Source organism: Halomonas organivorans (assembly GCF_014192055.1).
Taxonomy (GTDB): Bacteria; Pseudomonadota; Gammaproteobacteria; order Pseudomonadales; family Halomonadaceae; genus Halomonas; species Halomonas organivorans.
Window position 1 is genome coordinate 1 of sequence record NZ_JACHXM010000007.1, and the last position, 24573, is coordinate 24573.

At 66.9% G+C, this 24573-nt stretch carries 19 protein-coding genes; 3 read left to right on the top strand and 16 right to left on the bottom strand.

Going from position 1 to position 24573, the window contains the following annotated elements; genetic code table 11:
- Window positions 1–224 precede the first annotated feature (224 nt).
- The gene (locus tag FHR96_RS09140) at window positions 225–1346 is read right to left on the bottom strand and encodes a phospholipase D-like domain-containing protein (protein ID WP_183387370.1); all 1122 of its coding nucleotides are present in this window, start codon (window positions 1344–1346) and stop codon (window positions 225–227) included.
- A gap of 181 nt (window positions 1347–1527) precedes the next feature.
- Between FHR96_RS09140 and plsB the strand changes: the two genes are divergently transcribed.
- Complete coding sequence (gene plsB / locus FHR96_RS09145) at window positions 1528–3981, top strand: glycerol-3-phosphate 1-O-acyltransferase PlsB (protein WP_183387371.1); 2454 nt, start codon at window positions 1528–1530, stop codon at window positions 3979–3981.
- Between the two features lie 6 nt (window positions 3982–3987).
- Here the strand turns inward: plsB and FHR96_RS09150 are convergent, their stop codons facing one another.
- The 6 genes from FHR96_RS09150 to ampD all read right to left on the bottom strand — a co-directional run bounded on the left by FHR96_RS09150 (window position 3988) and on the right by ampD (window position 12162).
- Window positions 3988–4752 (bottom strand): class I SAM-dependent methyltransferase, encoded by a 765-nt coding sequence (locus FHR96_RS09150; protein WP_183387372.1) that lies wholly within the window; start codon window positions 4750–4752, stop codon window positions 3988–3990.
- Window positions 4749–5453, bottom strand: coding sequence for a tRNA (adenosine(37)-N6)-threonylcarbamoyltransferase complex dimerization subunit type 1 TsaB (tsaB, locus tag FHR96_RS09155; protein ID WP_183387373.1), 705 nt, complete (start codon window positions 5451–5453; stop codon window positions 4749–4751). The genes FHR96_RS09150 and tsaB overlap by 4 nt, the downstream gene beginning before the upstream one ends.
- 166 nt (window positions 5454–5619) lie before the next feature.
- Complete coding sequence (gene adk, locus FHR96_RS09160) at window positions 5620–6276, bottom strand: adenylate kinase (protein ID WP_183387374.1); 657 nt, start codon at window positions 6274–6276, stop codon at window positions 5620–5622.
- Window positions 6277–6506: 230 nt separating this feature from the next.
- Window positions 6507–8501: a dihydrolipoyllysine-residue acetyltransferase gene (aceF, locus tag FHR96_RS09165; protein ID WP_183387375.1), complete on the bottom strand. Its 1995-nt coding sequence runs from the start codon at window positions 8499–8501 to the stop codon at window positions 6507–6509.
- 71 nt (window positions 8502–8572) lie between these two features.
- Window positions 8573–11251: a pyruvate dehydrogenase (acetyl-transferring), homodimeric type gene (gene aceE, locus FHR96_RS09170; protein WP_183387376.1), complete on the bottom strand. Its 2679-nt coding sequence runs from the start codon at window positions 11249–11251 to the stop codon at window positions 8573–8575.
- A 341-nt stretch (window positions 11252–11592) separates the two neighbouring features.
- Window positions 11593–12162, bottom strand: a complete 570-nt coding sequence (gene ampD / locus FHR96_RS09175) for a 1,6-anhydro-N-acetylmuramyl-L-alanine amidase AmpD (protein ID WP_183387377.1) — start codon at window positions 12160–12162, stop codon at window positions 11593–11595.
- 77 nt (window positions 12163–12239) lie between these two features.
- Here ampD and nadC point away from each other — a divergent pair, with 77 nt between their 5' ends.
- On the top strand, window positions 12240–13091 hold the full coding sequence (gene nadC / locus FHR96_RS09180) for a carboxylating nicotinate-nucleotide diphosphorylase (RefSeq protein ID WP_183387378.1): 852 nt from the start codon (window positions 12240–12242) through the stop codon (window positions 13089–13091).
- A gap of 4 nt (window positions 13092–13095) precedes the next feature.
- On the opposite strand, the gene FHR96_RS09185 is transcribed toward nadC, so the two are convergent.
- Window positions 13096–13635, bottom strand: a complete 540-nt coding sequence (locus FHR96_RS09185; RefSeq protein ID WP_183387379.1) for a GNAT family N-acetyltransferase — start codon at window positions 13633–13635, stop codon at window positions 13096–13098.
- Between the two features lie 92 nt (window positions 13636–13727).
- Between FHR96_RS09185 and tsaA the strand changes: the two genes are divergently transcribed.
- Window positions 13728–14450 (top strand): tRNA (N6-threonylcarbamoyladenosine(37)-N6)-methyltransferase TrmO, encoded by a 723-nt coding sequence (gene tsaA, locus FHR96_RS09190; protein WP_183387380.1) that lies wholly within the window; start codon window positions 13728–13730, stop codon window positions 14448–14450.
- Window positions 14451–14489: 39 nt separating this feature from the next.
- On the opposite strand, the gene FHR96_RS09195 is transcribed toward tsaA, so the two are convergent.
- From FHR96_RS09195 to FHR96_RS09230, 8 genes are all read right to left on the bottom strand, one after another.
- Entirely contained in the window at window positions 14490–15350 is an 861-nt protein-coding gene (locus FHR96_RS09195; RefSeq protein ID WP_183387381.1) for a helix-turn-helix transcriptional regulator, read from the bottom strand.
- Between the two features lie 137 nt (window positions 15351–15487).
- On the bottom strand, window positions 15488–16462 hold the full coding sequence (locus tag FHR96_RS09200; protein WP_183387382.1) for an XdhC family protein: 975 nt from the start codon (window positions 16460–16462) through the stop codon (window positions 15488–15490).
- A gap of 26 nt (window positions 16463–16488) precedes the next feature.
- Entirely contained in the window at window positions 16489–17766 is a 1278-nt protein-coding gene (locus FHR96_RS09205) for a benzoate/H(+) symporter BenE family transporter (protein ID WP_183387383.1), read from the bottom strand.
- A gap of 42 nt (window positions 17767–17808) precedes the next feature.
- Window positions 17809–18612, bottom strand: coding sequence for an enoyl-CoA hydratase/isomerase family protein (locus tag FHR96_RS09210; RefSeq protein ID WP_183387384.1), 804 nt, complete (start codon window positions 18610–18612; stop codon window positions 17809–17811).
- Between the two features lie 26 nt (window positions 18613–18638).
- On the bottom strand, window positions 18639–20168 hold the full coding sequence (locus FHR96_RS09215; RefSeq protein WP_183387385.1) for an AMP-binding protein: 1530 nt from the start codon (window positions 20166–20168) through the stop codon (window positions 18639–18641).
- Window positions 20161–20688, bottom strand: a complete 528-nt coding sequence (locus tag FHR96_RS09220; protein WP_183387386.1) for a (2Fe-2S)-binding protein — start codon at window positions 20686–20688, stop codon at window positions 20161–20163. The genes FHR96_RS09215 and FHR96_RS09220 overlap by 8 nt, the downstream gene beginning before the upstream one ends.
- Window positions 20672–21517: an FAD binding domain-containing protein gene (locus tag FHR96_RS09225; RefSeq protein WP_183387387.1), complete on the bottom strand. Its 846-nt coding sequence runs from the start codon at window positions 21515–21517 to the stop codon at window positions 20672–20674. Before FHR96_RS09225 ends, FHR96_RS09220 begins: the two co-directional genes overlap by 17 nt.
- A complete protein-coding gene (locus tag FHR96_RS09230; RefSeq protein WP_183387388.1) occupies window positions 21514–24504 on the bottom strand; it encodes a xanthine dehydrogenase family protein molybdopterin-binding subunit in 2991 nt (996 codons plus the stop codon). The genes FHR96_RS09225 and FHR96_RS09230 overlap by 4 nt, the downstream gene beginning before the upstream one ends.
- Between the last annotated feature and the right edge of the window lie 69 nt (window positions 24505–24573).

Sequence of the window (24573 nt, forward strand, 5' to 3'; positions counted from 1 at the left end):
AGCTGGAAGCTGGAAGCTGGAAGCTGGAAGCTGGAAGCTGGAAGCTGGAAGCTGGAAGCTGGAAGCTGGAAGCTGGAAGCTGGAAGACAGCATGAGCCCCGACACCATGGGGTCAAGCGTTTTCTCCCAGCTTCAAGCTGATAACTTACAGCTCCGGGCGAAGCCCGGCTCTTCCAGGCGCGAAGCGCCGATCTTCTCTCTTCAGCGGCGCAGCCCGGGCTGGGTCAGCGTAACCGCGTCAGCAGCCCGTCGAGGGTGCCGTAGAGCCACTCCCGGCAGCGCTGCCAACGCGAGCGACGGGCCCAGTCCTCGCGGTGAATCTCTTGGCTGGCGGCGAAATTCCGCTGGAAGAGCTCGGCCACTTCGGCGGCGAAACGGGCATCTTCCACCTCCTGGTTGGCTTCCAGGTTCCACTGCAGGCTCCAGTGATCGAAGTTGCACGACCCCAGGCTGACCCAGTCGTCGGCCAGGGTGAACTTGGCATGGATGAAGGACGGCTGGAACTCGAAGATTCGCACCCCGGCCCGCAGCAGCCGTCCGTAGAAGCGCTGTCCGGCATAGCGGACTCCGGGATGGTCGTGGCTGTCGCCGGGCAGCAGCAGGCACACTTCCACGCCCCGTCGCGCGGCCCGCAGCAGCCGCCGACGCAGCGTCAGGGTCGGCACGAAATAGGGCGTACAGATCCAGATGCGTCGCCGGGCACCGCTAACCTGACGCTGCAGGGAATGGCGAATGGCCTGATAACGATAGCCTTGTCCCCATACCACCCGACCGCGCATGCCCCGATAGCCTGGCCCCATGGCGGAGGCCTCTTCCAGACCATGTACCAGCGCCGCGGCTCCCTCGCCGCGGCTCATTGGCGAATCCCATAGACTCGAGAACAGCCGTATCCAATCGGCCACCACCGGTCCCTCGATGCGTACCGCCACCTCGTACCAGGCTTCCAGGAACTCGTCGACCACGCCGAATCCGCCGGTGAAGGCCACTGCGCCGTCCACCACCACCAGCTTGCGATGGTCACGGGTCAGGTTCCGCGCCAGCGAATGCAGGCCCAGGGGATTGAACCAGCGCAGCGCCACGCCGGCCGCCTCCAGCCGTCGACGATCCTCGGCGGCAAGCCCCATGGCACCGTAACCGTCGAGCAGCAGCAGGACCGCCACGCCGCGGTCCGCGGCTCGGCTCAGCACCTCGATCACCTCGCTGGCCAGGCGCCCCGACTCCATCAGGTAGAGCTCGATCAGCACCGAGTGCCGGGCACCGTCCACGGCCTCGAACATGGCCGGCAGGAAGCGTGCCGCCTCGGGCAGCAGCTCGAAATGGTTACCGTCCCGCCACATGCCGTGCATGGCACCTCCCTGGCCGCGATCACAGCATTCATTGACGCATGTTTTCCTGACAGGAGAAAGCCGGCCATCCTGTCACGTGCCCTCCGTTCGGCTCAGCCGCCGGGCAGGGCCATCGGCGCCCCTGCCCCAACTCTCAGGGCATGCGTATACTGGCCGCACATGCGACTACACAGGCAACCGGATGGCCTTCTCGTCTCTAGCATGGCGTCGCCCGCTGCGCCGGCTTCTTGCCGCCTGGGTCCGGGTACGGCGTATCGAGCCGTCGCCCGAGACGCTGGGCCTCCCCTCCGATATCCCGACGTTCTACGTGCTACCCAGGCCTGCGCTATCGGATGCCTTGCTGCTGGAAGACCTGACCGAACGCCACGCCCTGCCATCCGCCGCGGCCAGCCACTCGCTGGGCGCGCATGGCGTCCGGACGCTGATCGCCCTGCCCGCTCCTCGCCGCCGGCGACGCCCCACGGCGCTGCGGCAACTGATCGACAGCGGCCAGGATGTACAGCTAGTGCCGGTCAGCGTGTTCTGGGGGCGCGCTCCGGGCAAGCGCTTCGGTGTCTGGCACCTGCTGGCCGCCGATGGCTGGCGACTCACCGGCCGCCTGCGCCGACTGCTGGCAGTGCTGGTCAACGGACGCGACCTGGAGGTGCACTTCGGCGCGCCACTGCGGCTCTCGGAGCTCATCGACGGCCGCGACGCCGCCGTCATCGAGCGCAAGGCCGCACGCCTGTTGCGGGTCCATTTTCGTCGCGTCCGCAGCCGCGTGCTGGGGCCCGACCTCTCCCATCGCCGAACCCTCATCGAGGGCGTAGTGTCGAGTCCCGAGGTCGAGCGGACCATCGTCGGGCTGGCCGGCGACGCCCCGGCGACCCAGGCTCGGCTACGCCGCCGGGCGAGGCGCTATGGCCGGGAGATCGCCGCCAACATGAGCTACCCGGTGCTGCGTTTTCTCGACGGCCTGCTCGGGCGGCTATGGAACCGGCTCTACGACGGCGTCGACGTAAACGGCATCGAGCGCGTCACCGCCCTGGCCGGTCGCCATACCCTGGTCTACGTGCCCTGCCATCGCAGCCACATCGATTACCTGCTGCTCTCTTACGTGCTCTATTCGCAAGGATTGATGCCACCGCACATCGCCGCCGGCCGCAATCTGAACATGCCGCTGATCGGTCCCCTGCTACGCCGCGGGGGGGCTTTCTTCATGCGCCGCAGCTTTCGCGACCAGCCGCTCTATGCCCGGGTCTTCGACGAATACCTGCACCGCCTGCTGTCGCGTGGCCACAGCCTTGAATACTTCATCGAGGGAGGGCGCTCGCGCAGCGGCCGCCTGCTGACGCCTCGCCCAGGGATGCTGGCCATGACCCTGGGCTCCTTCCTGCGTCGCCCGGCAAGCGACGGTCGCCCGCTGTCGTTCGTTCCGGTCTACATCGGCTACGAACGGATCCTCGAGGAGGCCAGCTACCAGCGCGAGCTGGGCGGCGGCGCCAAGCGCAAGGAGAGCCCGCTGGCGCTGCTCGGCGTGCTGGGTCGCCTGAAGCAGCCCTACGGGCGGGTCATGGTGAACGTCGGCGAGCCGCTGGCTCTCGACGCCTTCCTGGACGAAGTCCAGCCCGACTGGCGGCAGGCCCTCGGCGAGCCTCGTCCGGCGTGGCGCACGCAGGCGGTATCGCGACTCGGCCGTACCCTGTCGCGGCGCATCAACGCCGCCGCCAGCCTCAACCCGGTCAACCTGGTCGCCCTGAGCCTGCTGGCCACGCCCCATCGGGCCATCGAGGCGGAGCTGCTCGAACGCCAGCTGGCACTGCTCGCCGATCTCAGGCGCCCCCGTCCGGGCGACGAGGGCCAGCGTCTCCCCGACGGCACGCCGCGGGAATGGATCGATCATGCCCGCTCCCTCGGCCTGCTGGCCTACCGCCCCCATCCGCTGGGTGACCTGGTGACCGTCGACGAGCGCCAGGCCGTCCGGCTCAGCTGGTACCGCAACAATGTGCTGCACCTGTTTGCCCTGACCGGGCTGGTCGCCTTCGCCTTCCGCCACCATGTCCGCCACCATGTCCGCCACCGGCGCGACGCTCTGGAATCCCTGTTGGCACCGGGCTGGCCGGTGCTGGTAAACGAACTCTCGATCGAGCCGCCGGCCGCGTTCGGCGCGGCGCTGGACGCGACCCTCGAGCGGCTCGCCGAGGTCGGGCTGCTGGTCGCCGACGGCCACGGCTGGAAGCGCGCCGAGGATCTGGCCAAGGCCGAGCAGCTGCGCATGCTGGGGCGGCTGATGCGTCCATCGCTGGAACGAGGCTATCTGCTGGTCGCCGCCCTGCTCGGCGAGGCACCGGGCCACTTCGACCACGTCGAGCTGGCGAATCACGCCCGCCAGCTCGCCGAACGCCTGGCGCAGCTGACCGGTCGCGACGCCCCGGAGTTCTTCGATCCGCGGCTGTTCGACGGCCTGGTGGAGAGCCTGGAACACGAGGGGTGGCTGTCGGTCCACGACGATCATCGCCTGCACTACGACGAGAGCCTGCGCGAGGCGGCGCGTCGCAGCCGGACGCTGTTCGACCCGGCGCTGCGACATCGGCTGGAAAGAATTGCCGCCCGAGGCGGCGACTCCGGGAAGGACGAGGCGACGCTGGGCAACTAGCGGGAATCAGTCGTTGAGGGAGCGGTGGACGTAGAGATCGTATCGGCTGGTCTTGCCTTCCAGCACATGGCGGGGGGGCGGGCCGTCGATGGGCGGCGCCTTGCGCGGGCGCTTGACCACCACCCGATGAGTCGCCACGTCCAACGCCGCCTCCAGCAGCCGAGGCGCGTCGGCATCGTCGCCGGCGAGCTCGCGGAACAGCCGCATCTCCTTCTTGACCAGCGCCGACTTCTCGCGATGGGGAAACATGGGGTCCAGGTGGATGACCTGGGGCGCGATGCCGGCCTCCGCCACCAGGGTGGCGAGCTGGCGGCTCGCATCGCCATGGGCCAGATGCAGGCGAGCGGCGATCCCGGCAGTGTCGACATCCGCCCGGGCGCGGGCCAGGCCGTCATCGAGCAGGGCCGCGATGGCCGCCACCCGCTCTACCATCAGCACCTCGGCGCCGAGCGTGGCCAGCACGAAGGCATCGCGGCCGAGTCCGGCGGTGGCGTCTACCACCGTAGGCGTCGCGCCCTTGCCGAACCCACAGGCCTTGGCGATCAGTTGCCCGCGACCGCCGCCGAAGCGACGCCGATGGGCCGCGCGGCCCTCGACGAAATCCACCGCCAGCGGCTTGCCGTAGACCTTGGCGTCGCCGGCCAGCACCAGTCGGTCATCCTCGCGGCGCAGCGTCAGCGGCGGCACCTCGCCCGACGACAACGCGTCGAGGCCGGGCAGCCCCCAGCGCGCGGCCAGCGCCGCGTCATCCGCCACGGCCACTGCGCTCATCGGCTCTTCTGCCAGGCGACCCGATCGCGCAGATAGACCGGCTGAACCTCGGCGGCGGGGCGCCCCTCCCCGGCGGCAAAGGCCTCGGCGGCGAGCAGCGCCATGTCCTCGGCGGCGGCGTCCAGGTCGGGCAGGCACTGTCCGAGCCCCGCCTGCACCTCGGCGGGCATGTCATCCCAAAGCGTCCAGCCGGAGCCCACGCCAACCCAGTCATGATCATCATGACCGGCGGGCAGGCGCAGTCGCTCGGGCGGCAGCACCGCCTCCTCGGCCAGGCACTCGACCCGCCCCCGCTGGCATTGCCAGGCGGCGGCATAGACCTCGCCCATGCGCGCGTCCAGGGCGGTGATCAGGTAGCGGAAGTGGTGGCGGCGATGGGCGCCCAGCGCCAGCGCCTGAAGGGTCGAGACGCCTAGCAGCGGACGGTCGAGGCCGAAGGCCAGGCCCTGGGCGGTGCCGGCGGCGATGCGCAGGCCGGTGAAGGAGCCCGGACCACGCCCGTAGGCCACCGCGTCCAGATCGGCCGGCGCCATGCCGGCCTCGGCCAGCACCTCGTCGACCATCGGCAGCAGCCGGCGGGTGTGGGCACGGGGGGTGAGTTCGAAGCGGGAGATCAACTCGTCGTCGGCGCCCTCGCGACGCCGCAGCAGGGCGGCGGAACAGGCGCTCGAGGAGGCATCCAGGGCCAGCAGGATCGGCATGGGTCTCTAACACGGTGCGGAAAGTGTCGGGGCATTATACGACAACGGCCCGCGCAATGCGGGCCGTTACCGGGATGCAGAAAAGCGTGGGATTCCATCGCGAGCAACGACAGGTGGGGCGCCTAGCCTGCCCGCCGCCGGAGCACAGAAACCGCTTGGCCTTTTCTCAGCTCTCGAGGGCGGCGATCACCTGGTTGGTGATGTCGTCGACGCTACCCACGCCTTCCACCCGGTGGTAGGCCGGCGCGGCCTCGGGCGCCTGCTGGGCCCACTGCTGGTAGTAGTCGACCAGCGGAGCGGTCTGCTCGTGATAGACGGACAGGCGGTTGCGAACGGTGGCTTCGCTGTCGTCGTCGCGCTGGATCAGCGCCTCGCCGGTGACGTCGTCCTTGCCCTCTTCCTTGGGCGGATTGTGGTCGACGTGATAGACGCGCCCGGAATCCGGGTGCACGCGGCGGCCGGCCAGGCGGTTGACGATCTCCTCGTCGGGCACGGCGATCTCGAGCACGTGGTCCAGCTTGACGCCGGCATCCTTCATGGCATCGGCCTGGGGAATGGTGCGCGGGAAGCCGTCGAACAGGAAGCCGTTGGCGCAGTCGGGCTGGGCGATGCGCTCCTTGACCAGGGCAATGATGATGTCGTCGGACACCAGGCCGCCGGTGGTCATGATCTCCTTGACCTTGAGCCCCAGCTCGCTGCCTTCCTTGACGGCGGCGCGCAGCATGTCACCGGTGGAGATCTGCGGGATACCGTAGCGCTCACAGATGAACTGGGCCTGGGTCCCTTTACCGGCACCCGGGGCGCCCAAGAGGATCACACGCATCGAAACTAGCTCCTTGGAATTGGGATGGTTCGTAGAGACGAGAAAACGAGAATAGCGAACCATACCGGGGCCATCGACGTCACACAAGCGACACGAAGACGCAGCTCCCGGAGTGAACCGAAAATTCCTTCGCTCTCAAGGGGCTGTCCGGTCTAGCACTTTGGTCTTCCCCGGACACAAACGCCGACGGCGCCTCGCGGCGCCGTCGGTCGTGGCTCACCTTGCCTCGATCAGAGCAGCAGGCGACGGATGTCCGTCAGCACCTGGCCGAGGAAGGCAGTGAAGCGCGCCGCGTCGGCGCCGTTGACCGCCCGGTGGTCGTAGGACAGCGACAGCGGCATGGTCAGCCGCGGCTGGAAGGCCGCACCGTCCCACACCGGCTTCATCGACGCCTTGGAGACACCGAGGATGGCGACCTCCGGGGCATTGACGATGGGCGTGAAGGCGGTGCCGCCGATCGAGCCCAGGCTGGAGATGGTGAAGCAGCCACCGGTCATCTCCTCGCGCTTGAGCTTCTTCGACTGCGCCTTGCCGGCCAGCTCGACGGATTCCTTGGCCAGCTCGATCAGCGACTTCTGGTCGGCGTTTCGGATCACCGGCACCATCAGCCCATCCGGCGTGTCCACGGCGATGCCGATGTGCACGTACTTCTTGTGCACCAGGGTCTCGCCGTCGCTCTTCAGGCTGACGTTGAACTGCGGGAACTTCTGCAGCGCAAAGGCACAGGCCTTGATCAGGAACGGCAGCGGCGTGAGCTTGGCGCCCTGGGCCTCGGCCTCGGCCTTCATCGACTTGCGGAAGGCCTCGAGCTCGGTGATGTCGGCCTCGTCGAACTGGGTGACGTGCGGCACGTTGAGCCAGCTGCGATGCAGATTGGTGGCGCCCATCTTCATCAGGCGGCCCATCGGCTTCTCTTCCACCTCGCCGAACTGGCTGAAGTCCTGGTCGGGAATCGGCGGAATGCCCATGCCGCCCTCGGCCGCGGCAGGCGCTGCCGCCGGCGCCTTGGCCTGCCCCGCCATCACCTGCTTGACGTAGGCGTGGACGTCGTCCTTGAGCACCCGCTCCTTGGGGCCGCTGGGCTTGACCAGCCCCAGGTCGACGCCGAGCTCGCGGGCCAGCATGCGCACTGCAGGCCCTGCGTGCACCAGCTTGCCGTCACGCGGCTTGTGGGCAGCCATCTGCGCTTCCGGGCTGGGGCTGCCGCCGGCGGGCTTGCTGGCGGCCGGCTTCTCGGCCGGGGCTTCGCGGCTGGCCGCGCCCTGCTGCGGCGCCGCCTGGGGAGCGGGCGCCTCGCCGGCGGTCTCGATATAGCCGATCAGGTCGCCCTCGGAGACGGTATCGCCCTCCTTGACGCTGAGCTCGACCAGCTTGCCCTTGTAGGGGCTCGGCACGTCCATGGAGGCCTTGTCGGACTCCAGGGTGATCAGCGGCTCCTCCTCGTCGACCTCGCTGCCCGCGCTCACGCTGACCTCGATGATCGGCACGTCGCTGGCACCGCCCAGGTCCGGCACCCGCACCTCGCGGCGCTGCGGCTCGCCGCTGGCAGCGGGCTGAGGCGCCGCTTCGGGCTCGGCGGCTGCAGCCGGCTCGCTGGCAGGCTCGGCAGCGCTGGCCTCGGCCGACGCCTCGTCGCCGCCGCCAGCGACCTGCATGGTGCCGATGACGTCGCCCTCGGAGACGGTGTCACCTTCCTTGACGGTGAACGTGACGATCTTGCCGGCCTGGGGGCTCGGCACGTCCATGGAGGCCTTGTCGGACTCCAGGGTGATCAGGGGATCTTCCTCGGCCACCTCGTCGCCCTCGGCGACCGCCACCTCGATGATCTCCACGTCGCTGGCACCGCCCAGGTCGGGCACCTTGATCTCGATGGTCTGGCTACCGCCGGCGGCGGGCTTGGCGGCCGGCTCGGGCTTGGACTCGGGCGCCGGTGCAGGCTGCTCTGCCGGGGCCTCGGCGGGCTGCTCGGGCGCGGCGTCGCCGCCCCCTTCGGCCTCCAGTTCGACGATGTCGTCACCCTCGGAGACGGTATCGCCCTCCTTGACCAGCACCTTGAGGACCTTGCCGCCCTTGGGAGCCGGCACGTCCATGGAGGCCTTGTCGGATTCCAGGGTGATCAGGGTGTCTTCGGGCTCGATGACGTCGCCTTCCGACACCGCGATCTCGATGATTTCGACATCGGTATCGCCACCGATGTCAGGCACTTTGATGATTTCGCTACTCAAGGTCGCGCTCCTTCAAACTCTTGACGGGGGCGGGCCAACCGGGCCCGCCATGCCACCGGTCGATCGACGCCTCACACCTCGAGCGGGTTGGGCTTGTTGGGGTCGATGCCATACTTCTCGATGGCCTCGCCAACGACCTTGCGATCGATCTCGCCGCGGTCGGCCAGCGCCTTGAGCGCAGCCACGGTGACGAAGTAGCGGTTGACCTCGAAGAAGTGACGCAGCTTCTCGCGGGTATCGGAGCGGCCGTAGCCGTCGGTCCCGAGTACATGGTAGTCGGTCGGCACCCAGGCGCGGACCTGGTCGGCGAACAGCTTCATGTAATCGGTGGAGACGATGGCCGGGCCCTGGCGGCCCTCCAGGCAGGCGGTGACGTGGGGCTTGCCCGGTTCCTCGGTCGGCTTGAGGAACGCCTGGCGATCGATCTCCAGGGCCTCGCGACGCAGCTCGTTGAAGCTGGTGACGCTCCAGATGTCGGCGCCCACGCCCCACTCCTCGCTGAGCAGTTCGGCGGCAGCCTCGACCTCACGCAGGATGGTGCCGCAGCCCATCAACTGGACGCGCGCCTTCTTGCCTTCGGTCTCGCGCAGCAGGTACATGCCCTTGATGATGTCGTCGGCAGGCACTTCCTCGAGGGCCGGCTGCTCGTAGTTCTCGTTCATCACCGTCAGGTAGTAGAAGCAGTTCTCCTTGTCGGCGAACATGCGCTTCAGACCGTCCTGGATAATGACCGCCACCTCGTGGGCATAGGTCGGATCATAGCTGCGGCAGTTGGGGATCATCGAGGCCTGGAGGTGGCTATGACCATCCTGGTGCTGCAGGCCCTCGCCGTTGAGGGTGGTGCGACCGGCGGTGCCGCCGACCAGGAAGCCACGAGCCTGCATGTCGCCGGCGGCCCAGGCCAGGTCACCGATGCGCTGGAAGCCGAACATCGAGTAGTAGATGTAGAACGGCAGCAGCGGCAGCCCGTGGTTGCTGTAGGAGGTGGCAGCGGCGATCCACGAGGACATGGCGCCCGCCTCGGTGATGCCCTCTTCGAGCACCTGGCCGGCCTTGTCCTCGCGATAGAACATCAGCTGGCCCTTGTCCATGGGCTCGTACTTCTGGCCCTCGGAGGTATAGATGCCGAGCTGGCGGAACATGCCTTCCATGCCGAAGGTACGCGCCTCGTCGGGCACGATCGGCACTACCTGCTTGCCGAAGCCCTTGTGCTTGACCAGGCCGGTCAGGATGCGCACGAAGGCCATGGTGGTGGAGACTTCACGCCCCTTGGAACCGCCGGTCTGGGAAGAGAATATCTTGTCGTCGAGGCCCGGGATGTCCAGTGCCTGGAAGTCCGGGTTACGCGCCGGCAGGTAGCCACCCAGGCGCTCGCGCTGGAGATGCATGTACTTCATCTCAGGCGAGTCGTCCGACGGCTTGTAGTACGGCATCTCGTTCTCGATCGCCTCGTCGGACACCGGAATGCCGAAGCGGTCGCGGAACTTCTTCAACACGTCCTGATCGTCGATCGACTTGACCTGGTGGGCCTCGTTGTCGGCCTCACCGCCGGCGGCGCCCAACCCATAGCCCTTGACGGTATGCGCCAGGATCACGGTGGGACGGCCGTTGGCATTGTGGAAGGCCTCATGATAGGCCGCATAGACCTTGAACGGGTCGTGGCCGCCGCGATTGAGCTTCCAGATGTCCTCGTCGGACAGGTCCTCGACCATCTTGGCGGTCTCGGGATACTTGCCGAAGAAGTGCTCGCGAGTATAAGCGCCACCGTTGGCCTTGCAGTTCTGGTACTCGCCGTCGACGGTCTCGTCCATCAGCTTCTGCAGGACGCCCTTGTTGTCCTTCTCGAACAGCGGATCCCACAGGCGGCCCCAGACCACCTTGATGACGTTCCAGCCGGCGCCGCGGAACACGCCCTCGAGCTCGTCCATGATCCGCGAGTTGCCGCGCACCGGACCGTCGAGACGCTGCAGGTTGCAGTTGATGACGAAATTGAGGTTGTCGAGCTTCTCGCGGCTGGCCAGGTGAATGGCCCCCAGCGTCTCGGGCTCGTCACACTCGCCGTCGCCCAGGAAGGCCCAGACCTTGCGGTCGTGCATGGGCTGCAGGCCACGCTGATCCAGGTACTTCATGACGTGGGCCTGATAGATCGCCATGATCGGGCCCAGGCCCATGGACACGGTCGGCAGCTGCCAGTAGTCCGGCATCAGCCAGGGGTGCGGATAGGACGACAGGCCGTCACCGTCCACCTCCTGGCGGTACTTGTCCATCTGATCTTCGGTGAGGCGGCCTTCCAGGAAGGAGCGTGCATAGATGCCCGGCGAGCTGTGGCCCTGGATGAACACCAGGTCGCCCTGGAAGTCGCCGTTGGCCGCGCGGAAGAAGTGGTTGAAGCCCACGTCATAGAGTGTCGCCGAGGACATGAAGCTGGCCAGGTGACCGCCGATGCCCTTGTTCGCCTTGTTGGCGCGGGTGACCATGGCGGCCATGTTCCAGCGGATCAGCGAGCGGATGCGACGTTCCATGAAGAGATCGCCCGGCATCGGCGCCTCGCGGTGCACCGGAATGGTGTTGCGATGCGGCGTCGTGACCGAGAAAGGTACCTGCATACCGTCGCGGCGGTAGCGATCCGCCAGGCGAGTCATCAGGTACCGGGCGCGTTCCTCGCCCTCGTGATCCAGAACCGATTCCAGGGAATCCAGCCATTCCTGGGTTTCGACCGGATCGAGATCTTCTCTTGTCTCAAGACTCATAGACGTCTCTCCGAATGACGTTGGGGGCAACAGCCCCGCAGCAAGGGGGTGTGGCGCTTGAGTGGCGGTCATGGAAGGATCACCTCCATGCCGGTTTTCCAAGGTTGTAGTCGTTTTACAAGTCAGCGCGACCGTTATCGTCGGGTGCGCTGACGATACCGCAAACGCTGGCGGCTGCCAATTGAAGCAGAACTGGAAAACATTTTCAAAACCAAATATCGGCCCGACATGCCCGACTCCGGGGCTATGGCGACATGATCGACGGCGATGCCCGCCGCAAGAGCTCTGTGATTCACCTCATCGGTCACAGCGACGTCGCTGGATACCATAAAAACGTTTTATTACGCAGAAATGTCCATCGACGACAGCCACTGACGGAAATAGGCCCAGTCGAAGGCCGGCCCCGGATCGGTCTTGCGTAGTGGCGCAACATGGGCATGGCTGGTGATCCGCTCGTGCGTCAAGCGCGGATAGGCGTCCAGCAGCGCCCGGGTGGCGCGTGCCAGGGTCCGGTACTGGGCCGCCGTGTAGGGCGATACCTCGTCACCCTCGAGCTCGATGCCGACCGCAAAATCGTTGAGGCCGGTGCGCTCGACGCCGCCATCGCGCCAGCGCGAGCGTCCGGCATGCCAGGCCCGGCCGTGGAAGGGCACGAACTGCACGCACTCGCCGTCGCGGCGAATCAAGAGATGCGCCGAGACCCGCAGGTCGGCGATCTCGGCGAAGAAAGGATGCCCGGCTGGATCCAGGCGATTGGTGAACAGCCGCTCGATGGCATCACCGCCGAACTCTCCCGGCGGCAGGCTGATGGAGTGCAGCACCAGCAGCGAGACCTCGCCGTCCGGTCGCGCATTGTGATTGGGTGACGGCACCCGGCGGGCTCCCGCGAGCCAGCCCTCTTGAATCGGCATCTTTCCCCCTGACGTCGGCCCTGGCGTTTCCCCTATAATGAACGCCCCAAGCTTCACAGCACAGAGATCACGCCACCATGCACTATCAGGATGCCCTCGCCGAAGAGATCCGTGACAGCGCCGCCCGGCTGCTGGCCGAGGACGTCGGCCCCGGCGACATCACCGCCGAGCTGATCCCCGAAAAACAGTGGGCCCGGGCCCGGGTGATCACCCGCGAGCCGATGGTGCTGTGCGGCGTGGCCTGGGTCGACGAGCTGTTCCGGCGCCTGGATTCGCGGGTACTGCTGCGCTGGCAGGCCGCCGACGGTGACCGGCTCGAGGCCGGCGCAGGCCTGCTCGAGCTCGAGGGGCCGGCGCGCAGCCTGCTCACCGGCGAACGAGCGGCGCTGAACCTGCTGCAGACGCTGTCCTCCACCGCCACCCGGACGCGACACTACGTGGACCTGCTGGCCGGCACCGGGGTGCGCATTCTCGACACCCGCAAGACCCTGCCCGGCCTGCGCCTGGCCCAGAAATACGCCGTGACCTGCGGCGGCGGGCACAACCACCGCATCGGCCTCTATGACGCCTTTTTGATCAAGGAAAACCATATTGCCGCCTGCGGGGGAATCGCTGCGGCGGTCGAAGAAGCCCGGCGCATCGCTCGCGACCTGCCGGTGGAAGTGGAGGTGGAAACCTTCGAGGAGCTCGACCAGGCGCTGGCCGCGGGCGCCGATATCATCATGCTCGACAACTTCTCGCTCGACGACATGCGCGAGGCGGTGCGCCGCGGCGACGGGCGCGCCACCCTGGAGGCCTCGGGCAACGTCGACGAGACCACCCTGCGCGACATCGCCGAGACCGGCGTCGACTGCATCTCGAGCGGCGCGCTGACCAAGGACGTCAAGGCCATCGACCTGTCGATGCGCCTCGTCGAGCAGGACGCCTGAGGGTTCAGGCGTCGCGTAGCGCCAGCGGCTTCTCGAGGTGGCGACGCTGCAGCCGCTGGCCGCCACGCTCGACCCACTCCTCTCGCACCCGCGCCCAGCCCTTCCGCTCGAGGCCGTCGGCCATCACCAGGCTGGCGTCGATGCTCATCCGCTCGGCGCCCCGCTCGCGAAGCAGCCGTTCGGCATGCCCGAGCAGGGCGCTGCCGATACCGCGGCGCGCCAGCGACGGCCAGACGTACAGCGACTCCACGTAGTCTCGGGGCTCATCCAGTTCGAGGAAGGCCACGCAGCGGCCGTCGCAGGTCGCCACCAGCGTCGTGTAGAGGGCCTGGCGGGCGACCCAGGCGCTGCCCTCCCGGGGCAGTACCGCCGCCCAAGCCTCCCGGGCGGACAGCTCATAGTGGCCCATGGCGCCCTGCATGACGGCGTGGTGAAAGACCTCGGCCTGGTCGGCGCCGTCCTGGCACCGAGCCTCGCGGTAGAGGATGCGCGGTGTCCTGGCGGTGGCAGGGGCTTCCCCGCGTGCGGTGTCGATATGACCCATGAAGGACTTCCTGCGATGATGAAGACGCCAAGAGACTACCGAAGCGGCGCTGCCGCGCCAATGCCTTACCGCGACAGCCACCGGATTCCCGCATGAACGACACCTCCGACGCCTTCGCCCTGACGCCGGTTGGGCACATCGAGAGCGACTACCCCGACAAGTTCGGGATTCCCCGCCAGCCGGGGCTCGCCGACGCCGCGCGAGCCCGCCTGGTGCTGCTGTCGCCCTTCGACGACCCGCTGGCAGTGCGCGGTCTGGAAGCCTTCAGCCACCTGTGGCTGACCTTCGTCTTCCACCTGAGTCCCGAGCGCTGGACGCCGCTGGTGCGCCCGCCACGCCTGGGCGGCAACGCCAAGGTCGGAGTGTTCGCCAGCCGCAGCACCCATCGCCCCAATCGCCTGGGGCTGTCGCTGGTCGAGCTCGAGAACATCGATACACGGGACGGCGTTTGCCTGACGCTGCGCGGCGCCGACCTGGTCGACGGCACCCCGGTGCTCGACATCAAGCCCTACCTGCCCTGGGCGGAAGCCCGCCCCGAAGCCCGCGCCGGCTTCGCCCCAGCCGCTCCGACCGCCCTGCCCGTAAGCCTCGCCCCGGCCGCCGAAGCGGCCCTGTGCGCCCGTCCCGACGGCGACTCGCTGCGCGCACTTATCCATCAGGTGCTGGCCCAGGACCCCCGCCCCGCCTATCGAAAGGGCGCCGAGGAGCGCGTCTATGGGGTGCGTCTGCGCGACGTGGACGTGCGCTTCCGGGCCGTGGTTGAAGGAAGTGGCATCGTGCAGCTACGAGTGCTTACGGTGGTCCCCTGCGAATAATGCCTTAGGGCGTCGTCATTCTCTGCATTCTCGGGTGGCTCATGATACACGGGCAGAATAGTCATCGATCGCCTTCTGGTACTGGCTGGGCGAGGCCCCGATATGGCGGCGAAAGAAGCGCGTGAAGTGGCCCTGCTCAGAAAATCCCAAGGTTTCAGACAAGTTACCCAGGGTGCCGGAGCGATTGTCGGATAGACCGCGAAACGCCATCTGCATCTTGCCGATATTGGCAAACATCTGCGGCGTCATGCCGGTGTTCTTCTTGAACAGGGTAAAGAAATGTGCGCGGGAAAGGCCGCACTGGCGGGCAATGCCCTCCATGTCGAGTTCCCCCTGGGGGTGGTCGAGGATGAACTGGCTTGCCTGGCGAATTCTTGCATCGTAGAAGTCGCTGGCAACCCCCACCCTCAGCCTGGCCAAGTGGCGCCAGTCGGAATGTTTCTCGGTGATGCCGATCATCAAATCACAAAGCAACTCTTCCAGCCTGTCCTGAGGCACCAGACCGAAACAGAACATGGCGTCGACCAGCAGGTCGGCATGGTGTCGCATGCGAGGCGAGAGTTCGATGCAGGGGGTGGAGAAGAAATCGGGTCGGCCACTTAATGCCAATCCCCGCTGCAAGGCCGCCAACCAACTCGGCTCGATATACAGCGCCAGGATCAGGGTATCGGCGGCACCACGCTGGTGGTCGTAGAAGTGAGGCTCCCAGGCGTTGATAAGCACCGCCGTCCTGTTGGTCAGCGGCAACCTGCGGTCACGCACCGAGAAGTAGGTATCCTCTCCGGAGACCTTGAGCAGTACATGGCATTCGGAATGGGCGTGGGGCACCAGCGAGTCGTCCATGTCCAGCAGGGCAACGCGACCAAACTCGCCATGCAAAATGCGATGGGCACTCGACATGACGTCCTCGTCAGTAGAATTGTAGGGTTGCTGGTTTAAGCCAGCGTACCATCTCTTCTCAGCCCCCCGGTCACAGCCAGACCAAAGTCGCACAATGAGCGGCCTGGCCTGCCGCCAATGCCAAGGCAACGACGCCGTCAGAGCGCATCACGCGATTTCCCGTGGTAGACCCGTACGATATCCGCTACCACGGCCAGGGCGATCTCGGCCGGGGTCTTGCTGCCAATGGCGAGGCCGATAGGCATATGGATCCGCTCGATCTCTACCTGGGACAGCCCTCCCGAGCGCATCAGCCGTGTGGCACGGGCATCCGAGGTCCGCTGTGAACCCATCACGCCGATGTAGAAGGCCTCAGTACGCACCGCCTCGATCATCGCCAGATCGTCGAGGCGAGGATCATGGGTCAGGGCCACCACGGCCGTCGCGGCATGGCATCCCCCCGCCGCGATGTAGGCCGAAGGCAATTGCGGTACAACCGTCACGCTCTCGACGTGGAACCCTTCGCGTGCCTCCGCGCGGGGGTCACAAACGATGACCTCATGACCCAACATCTTGGCGAAGCCGGCACAGGCCTCGGCCACCGGCGAGATGCCGGCCAGCAGCAAGCGCAACACGGGCCCGATACGGATGTCGACCGCCCCGGGGTGCCGTGCCACGCTCGGCCCTCCAGGCTCCTCATCATTATCGGCCCGAATGGTGCCGGACTCGAGATCGACCCGACGCTTCAGCCGGCGCTGTCCCGACAGAGCCAGTTGCAGCGCCTCGAGATGCGCCAGCCAGGCATCGTCGGCAGCGTGGTGCTCGATCAGCACCTCCAGTACCCCACCACAGGGCAGGGCGAGGCGTCGGCTCTCCTCGCGACTTTCGCCGTAGCGACGAAGGGTCACCGGTCGCTTGAAGTCGCCGGCGACGACTTCCTCGAGGAAGGCCTCCTCGACACAGCCACCGGATAGCGAGCCGACATACTGACCGTCGCGACGCGCCACTAGCATGGAGCCCGGCCCACGGGGCGCCGAGCCATAGGTCGAGAGCACGGTGCATAGCCAGATGGGGTGGCCATCACGGACCCAGGCCAGCGCCTGGGTGATCACCTGGGTATCGAGGTCGTGCATCACTCCCCCCTCCTGCTCCACCGCTCTCAGTCTGCGACCTGGGTCTTCTCTGCCTCGGGATCGAGCGTCTTCTCGCCCAGTAGCAGGGAGACCGCAATCCCACAGACCAGTGCCCAGAAAGGAGCGCTGATTCCCAGCAGGGTGATGTTACTCATCGCCACCACCAGCGCCACAAAGGCACCGATCTGATGGCCACGATGTCGGGAGAAGGCATGCTGAAAGGCCGCCAACAGCACGCCGATCATCGCCAGGCCGGCCACGCTGCCGATCAGGGCGCTGGGCAACGCCAGGATGACGGGCACCGCCGCACCGGCAAACAGGCCGAAGGCACAGAACAGCACGCCGTTCACCAGGGTGGCACCATAGCGCGCACTCTTGTCATCGCCGGCCTGCTCGGAGGAGCAGATGGCCGTCATTGGTCCGGCGATGTTGGCGTTATGCCCACCGAGGAGTCCCGCGAGCATGCCGCCGATACCGCTGATGATGGTCATGGCATTGACCGGGGGACGGTAAGACTCGGCCAGCAGCACCCCGGTGGCCTGGGCATTCTCGGCCCCGATCACTAGTGCTGCCAGCGGTACGGAGATCGCCAGGAAGGCCCCCAGAGTAAAGCTCGGTGCGGTGAACTGCGGCGCGACGAAGGCGATATCCACGTCGGCGGGTTGCACGGCGCCCATCGCCACCGCGACGCCGAGGCCGACCACCGCCGCCACCAGCATCGGTGGCACCACCTTGATGAAGCGCGAGCTGAGGAAGAAGGTCACCACCGCCGTACCGGCGATCCACGGGGCTGCGCCCACCGAGTTCACCGCGCCGATGCCGAAGCGGATCAAGGCGCCAGCGATCATCGCCATGACGATGGGCATCGGCAGCCAGCGCATGATGCGCCCGACTACCCCGCTCACGCCTAGCGCCAGCACGATCGCCCCGCTCATGATGAAGGCGCCGACCGCCTCGCTGAAGGGAATCGTCGCCAGGGCGGTGATCATGATCGCCGCCCCGGGAATCGAGTAGGCGCCGGTGATCGGCTGACGATAGCGCAAGGCCATGATCAGGCTGATCAGGCCACCCAGGAAGTAGATGGCGAACAGCCAGGCCACGGTCTGGCCATTGCTCAGGTTGCCGGCCTCGGCGGCACTGATCACGATCAGCGCCGGCCCCGAGCAACCGAACAGCGCCGCGACGATGCCCGCGCTGATCGACTTGGCGGTGAAGGCCCGTCCCAGGTCCTCCAATAGTAGGCGTTTGCTGGAGGGAGTGGCCGCTGACGTGGGGCCTGCCCGATTATCGTCGTGTACTTGCATGCGATATCTCCAAGAGGTTGTTGTTGTATCACGGACCGACGATCACTCTCCGGTGAACACGGCCTTGCGCTTGCCATGGAAGGCTTCGACACCTTCACGGAAGTCGCGGGAGGAGCGCAGCCGGCTGTAGCAGTGGCCTTCCATCTCGATCGCCACCGAAAGCGGCGCATCCTCGTTGTCGTTGATCAGGCGCTTGGCGGTGCGCTGGGCAAGCGGCGAGAAGCCACGCAGTTCATCCACCAGGGCCTGGGTGGCACTTTCGAGTTGATCGTCGGGGACGCACTCGGTGGCGATACCCCATTCCAGCGCTTGGTGACCGCTAATACGTTTGGCGCGCATCACCATGTGCTTGGTACGGGCGATGCCGATGATCTTCTGCAATCGGGCCGAGCCACCGGACCCAGGGATCTGTCCCAGTTTCTGCTCCGGCAGCGCGTAGAGCGTGGTCTCGGAGGCGATGCGGAAATCGCAGGCCAGCGACAGTTCGAAGCCGACGCCGAAGGTGTAGCCACGGTTGGCGACGATCACCGGCTTCGAGCAGCGCGCGGGAGCGGCCACGTTGTCGGCAAGCTTCGAGACATGCTCCGGTGAGGCCTCGAGGAACCCCTTGATGTCGCCGCCGCTGGAGAAGTGCTCGCCCTCGGCACGCAGCACGATCACACGCACGCCGTCATGTGCATCCAGCGCCTCGAACACGCGGCGCAACTCGTCGCGCTGGGGCATCGAGATCACGTTGAGCGGTGGATGGCCGAGGATGATGTCGGCACGCTCGGCCTCGGCGTCGACCTGGACCCTGAAGCCGTCGAAGTCGCTGGCCAGGATGGTGTTCACGTCGGTGATAGTCATGTCTTGGTTCCTTGTCGGTTTGCTGATTAGTGGGGTTGTGCGCTGGGGGTATCCTGTGCGCGCAGCACGCGGCGCAGGATCTTGCCCACCGGGGACTTGGGAATCTCGTCGACGAAGACGTAGCGCCGCGGGCGCTTGAAGCGCGCCAGGCCGGAATCGACGCAGTGCCGGTCGAGTTCGCCCTCGTCGATGGCTTGCCGGGCTTTGACGAAGGCGGTGACCACCTCACCCCACTGCTCGTCGGCCAGCCCCACCACCACGACCTCTTCCACCTGAGGGTGCACCGAGAGCACATTCTCGATCTCCACCGGGCTGACGTTCTCGCCGCCGGTGATGATCAGATCATCGACCCGGCCGGTGACGAAGAGGTCGCCATCGGCGTCGAAGTAACCGGTGTCGCTGGTGAAGTACCAGCCCTCCTTGAGCGCCTTGCGGTCGGCATCGGGGCGGTGCCAGTAGCCCTGGAAGGCCTCGTCGCCGGCCATATCGGCGATGATTTCGCCCTCTTCCCCCACGCCCAGGATCTCGTCCGGCGACTCGGCGCCCACCCGGACCACCCGGATGCGTTGGTTGAGCGCAGGCCGACCCGATGACCCCGGCTTGTCACTGGTCCGCTGGTCGATGGTGAAGGTATAGATCTCGGAGCTGCCGTAGTGGTTGACGAACAGGCTGGGCTTAAAGGCTTCCTGAACACGGGCCATCAGCCCCGCACTCATCGGCGCGCCGGCGAAGCCCAGCTTGTCGACGCTGGCTACCCGTGATGGCGAGAACTCGGGGTGCTCGATGAGCATGTGATACAGGGTCGGCACCAGATAGAGGTTGGTGACGCCCTCACGCTCGATGGCGTCCAGCGTTGCCGCAGGATCGAACTTCGGCACGCAGACGAAGTGGCCGTCGATCAGCGCCATCGACAGCAGCGAGCGCACGCCCATGGTGTGATAGAGCGGCATCACGCCGAGGGTGCACTCGTCATGGCGATAGAGGTTCTGGGCCACATGGGCCAGCGCTGCGGTGCGCTCGGCGCGATGCAAGCGTGGCACGCCCTTGGGCTTGCCGCTGGTGCCCGAGGTGTAAAGCATCAGCGAGACATCCTCGGCGCCGGCACGTAGCACCAGCTCACCTTCCACACCGAGCAGGGCGTCGAAGTCATGAGCGCCGATGTCCTCGACCTCTCCGGCAATGATGCGCGGCAGCCGCTGCGCCTCGGGACAGCTGTTCACCGCTTCGGCCACCGAAGCGTCATAGGCGACTGCCTTGACCTCGGCATCCTCGATGCAGTAACTCAGATCCCGGGCCGTGGATCGCCAGTTGAGGGGGGTGACCACGATCCCGGCGAACTGGCAGGCCCAGTGCAGGGTCGCCATCTGCCAGCGATTCTGCATCACCACCAGCAGGCGATCCCCCTTGGCCAGGCCAATCGCCTCAAGGCTCCTGGCGACACTCTGGATATCGGCGAACCACTCGGCATAGGTCTTGCGAAACTCGCCATCGGACATGGCGATCGCCCGAGGGCGACGTTCCACCGAGGCAAGAAAACTGCGACCAAGATCAAACATCGTTGTTCTCCAGTTGACTGTCGGGCACGGCCGCCTCGCGGCGCGTCCGAGCCACTTCGAGTACCGCCTGGACCATGCCGGTATAGCCGGTGCAACGGCACAGATGACCCGACAGCATGTCGCGCACCTGGGCCTCGCTGGGGTCGGCCACACGGTCCAGGAACTCCTCGCAGGACATCAGAATGCCTGCGGTGCAGAAGCCGCACTGCAGGGCGTGATGACGCCGGAACGCCTGTTGCAGATCGGAAAGGCCCTCCTCTCCTGCCAGCGACTCGACGGTGTCGAGCCGCCGCCCCTCGGCCTGTACCGCGAGCATCAGGCAGCTGCGGCTGGCGCGACTATCGACGCGCACCGTGCAGGCCCCGCACACGCCGTGCTCGCACCCCACGTGCGTGCCGGTGGCCCCCAGTTCGTGGCGCAGGAAGTCACACAGCTGGGTACGGGGCTCGGCGTAGCCGCTGCGCTCGCGGCCATTGAGAGTCAGGGTCACGCGAATGCGCTGGTCAGCCTTGGCGTGCATGGGCGATCTCCTCGTCACCTGGCCCACCGGCGATCAACTGCCGGCCGAGCTCACGGATCAACTGGCGGCGATAGGCCGCCGTGGCATGGGCATCGTCCTCGGCGCCCAAGGACCAGGCGAGGGTGTTTAGGGCCTCACCCGGGTCCTCGTGGCGGGCGAGCTCGCGACACACTGGACGGTCGGCGACGCCGCCCACGCCGAGGACGACTCGGTCGCTGTCGACCACCCCCGCCAGCGCGACGATTGCGAAATCGCCATGGCGCATGGCCACTTCCTGGAAGCGGTACTCCGCGTCCGGCCTCGCCAGGGGGAAACGCACCTCGGTGATCAGCTCGTCCTGACGGCGATCGGTGGTCAGTACGCCCTGGAAGAAGTCTCGGGCCAGGACTCGGCGCGACTTGCCGCGTCGGTTCTCGAGCACCACCTCACCACCCAGGGTGGCCAGACACAGCGGCAACTCGGCGCTGGGATCGGCGTGGGCGATCGAACCGCATACCGTGCCGCGGTTACGGGTCTGCCAATGGCCGATCCAGGGCATTGCCTGCGCCAGCAACGGGACCGCTTCGGCGAGGCCGAGGTACTCGAGTAGTTCGGCCTGAGTCACCCCGGCGCCCACCGCTAGATGATCGTCACGCCGCTCGATGTAGTGCAGGTCCTCGATACCGGCGATATCGATCAGCCACTTAGGCTGCGCCAGGCGCATGTTGAGCACCGCCATCAGCGACTGCCCCCCGGCGATCAGTCGAGCATCGTCCCCGGCCTCATGCAGTCGTTCGCAGGCCTCGCGACGGCTTGACGGGCGCAGATAATCGAAAGCAGCAGGTTTCATGAGCGACCTCCCCGGCCGGTGAGCAGGATCTTGAGGCGCTGCCACAGCGACGGCCGTGGTGCGGCGCCGCCCATGCGCTGGGCCAGGCGCGCGAAAATCTGGCCAATGATCATCCTCGAGGCGCTTTGCAGCATGCGCCCGCCCACCGAGGCAACCTTGCCGCCCACGGTGGCGTCGTAGTCATAGTCGAGTCGCGTCTGGCCGCCCTCGATCTCGGTCAGCCGAATCCGCGCACTGCCCTCTGCCGAGCCCATGGCGCTGGTGCCGGCCCCGGAGAGCCGCAGGCCGTGCGGGGGGTCGAGGTCGGAGAGCGCCACCCGCGCATCGAAACGCGCCCGGATCATCCCCACGCCGACGGTGACATCGGCGCGGTAGGCGTTCTCGCCGGTAAGTTCCAAGGCATGGCAGCCAGGAATGATCGCCTGCAGGGTCTCGGGATCGAGCAGGGTGTCGAAGACCGCCTGAGGGCTGCCCGGCAGCGTCACCGAGTCGCTGGCGGTGAGCCGCGAGCCGCCACCGGCTGCGGGCGCCATCTGATCCTCGCCCACTCCTTGGGGCCGCGGAGGCTCCTCGATGCCGATCAGAGTGCGCACCTTGGACGGCGTCAGCGGCAGCTCGATGTCCGCGATACCCAGCGCGTCGGCCACGGCATTGGCGATGCACACCGGGGTGCTCATGTTGTTGCCCTCGCCGACCCCCTTGGCACCCAGCGGGGTGAACGGCGACGGCGTCTCCCTGTGCAGGATCAGTGGTTCAGGCACCTCGACGCTGGTCGGGACCAGGTAGTCGGCGAAGGTGCCGGATTGGAAGCTGCCATCGTCGCCGTAGGCAAACTCCTCCATCAGTGCCGCACCGAGTCCCTGAGCGAAGGCTCCGCGCACCTGGCCATCGACCAGGTCCGGATTGAGCAGGCGGCCGGCGTCATGCAGGGTGACGTAACGATCGAGGGTCACCCTGCCGGTGATGCGGTCGACCTCCACGCCGCAGTAGTCGAAGATGAAGCCGTAGCAGAGCGAGCTGTTGATACGATCGTCATCGTCCGGCGCTTCGAGCTGAGGCGGCGACCAGAAGGCCGTCTCGCGCAACCCGCCCGGCTCGCCCTCGGGCAGGGTGCCCGGCGCCCAGTGCGTGGCGCCGGCCAGGCGGCCGAAGGGCATCGTCAACTCGCTACCGTCCACCCTCACCTGTCCTTCGGCGAAGCGGATGCGTGCGGCCTCCACCTGCCACTGGGCGGCGGCGATGCCGGCCAGGCGATCGCGCACCTTCATCGCCGCCTGGTAGACGGCGCCGGCCACGGCGCCGGAGAAGCGGCTGGAGTAGTTGCCCGAGGCGATCGACCAGGCATCCTTGCCGGTATCGAGCTCGACGTTGACGCGGATCGACTCCAGCGGCACCCCGAGCACCTCGGCGATCACCTGGGCGACCACAGTGCGGTGCCCCTGCCCTTGGGGTGTCGAGGAGACATGGGCGCTGACGTCGCCTAGCGGACCGACGCTGATCGTGGCGGTGCTTACCGCCCCGTTCTTGGGGCCGGCCTTGCGCCGTTCCTCGGGCGTCATGGCGGTGGTGATGTAGCCCATGTTGGAGATCGACGGCTCCACCGCCACGGTGTAGCCGATGCCGTAGAGTCGACCTCCACGTCGTGCTGCATCGCGGCGCGCCAACAGCTCGTCCAACCCGCCGTCACGAACGCCTTGCTCTACCGAGGCGGGATAGTCGCCTGAGTCGAGCAACGCCCCGGCCGCGGCACGGTAGGGGAAGCTCCCGGACGGCACCAGGTTGCGGCGGATCACCTCGAGAGGGTCCAGCTCGAGCTCCACGGCGATGCGCTGCATCAGCCGCTCGAGGGCGAAGTAAATCTGGGGGCCACCGAAGCCACGGTTGAGGCCGGTGGGCGTCTTGTTGGTCAGCGCCACCCGGTTGCGCACCTGGAGATGTTCGATGGCGTAGGCACCTGTCAGGTTGCCGTGCATGCGATAGAAAGTCGCCGGCTCCGGTGCCCGCAGGTAAGCGCCACAGTCATCGATCTGGTCCCAACGCATCGCGGTGACCCGGCCATCACCGGTCACCGCCGCCTCGATCTCGGTGACGCGATTGGTGGCCGAGGAGGCCCCCTGGAGATGCTCGAGACGATCCTCCACCCACTTGACCGGAGCGCCTGCCTTGCGCGCGGCCAGGCCCATCATCACCACATAGGGGAAGACCCCCTGCTTGATGCCGAAGCTGCCACCGGAGTCCGGTGGGGTGCGCAAGCGAAGACGGTTGCCGGGCACATTGAGTGCACGTGCCATCACCGAGTGCAGTGCGTAGGGGCCCTGAAAGTTGGAGAGCACGTCATAACTGGCACTGGCCGGTTCATACTCGGCGAGGACTGCATAGCACTCCATCGGCGTGCAGGAGCTGCGCGGCACGCATACCTTGAGCGAGACCCGATGCTCGGCCTCGGCAAAGGCCCGCTCGGGATCGCCATAGCGGAAGTGGCGCTCGCTGACCACGTTGCTTCCCACTGACTCGTGGAGCAGTGGAGCGTCTTCGGCGACGGCCATTTCGGTGTCCACCGCGACAGGCAAGATCTCGTACTCGACGCGTATGGCCTCCAGGGCATCCTCGGCAAGGTAACGGCTCTCGGCCATCACAACGGCAACCGGCTCGCCGACATGGCGCACCTTGTCGACCGCCAGGCACCAGTGCTCCATGGGCTGGCGCACACCAACCGGAAACGGCCGCGCCCAGCGCTTGATGTCTTCTCCGGTGAGCACCTCGTGCACGCCACTCATGGCCAGCGCGGCTGACGCATCCACCTGGAGCAGGCGTGCATGGGCATGGGGCGAGCGCAATACCGCGGCGTGCAGAGTGCCTGGCGCCACCGCCAGGTCGTCGGCATATCGGCCGTGCCCACGCAGCAGAGCATCGTCCTCGACACGCTGCTGCCGCCGGCCAATCCGGCCCGACTGCCCCTCCCATCTGGTCGGCTCGAAAGTGTTCATTCACCTCTCCACGATGGCCTTGTCGGATTCGGTTGCCATCTGGAGAGGAGTCTAAGGAGCTATGCATCA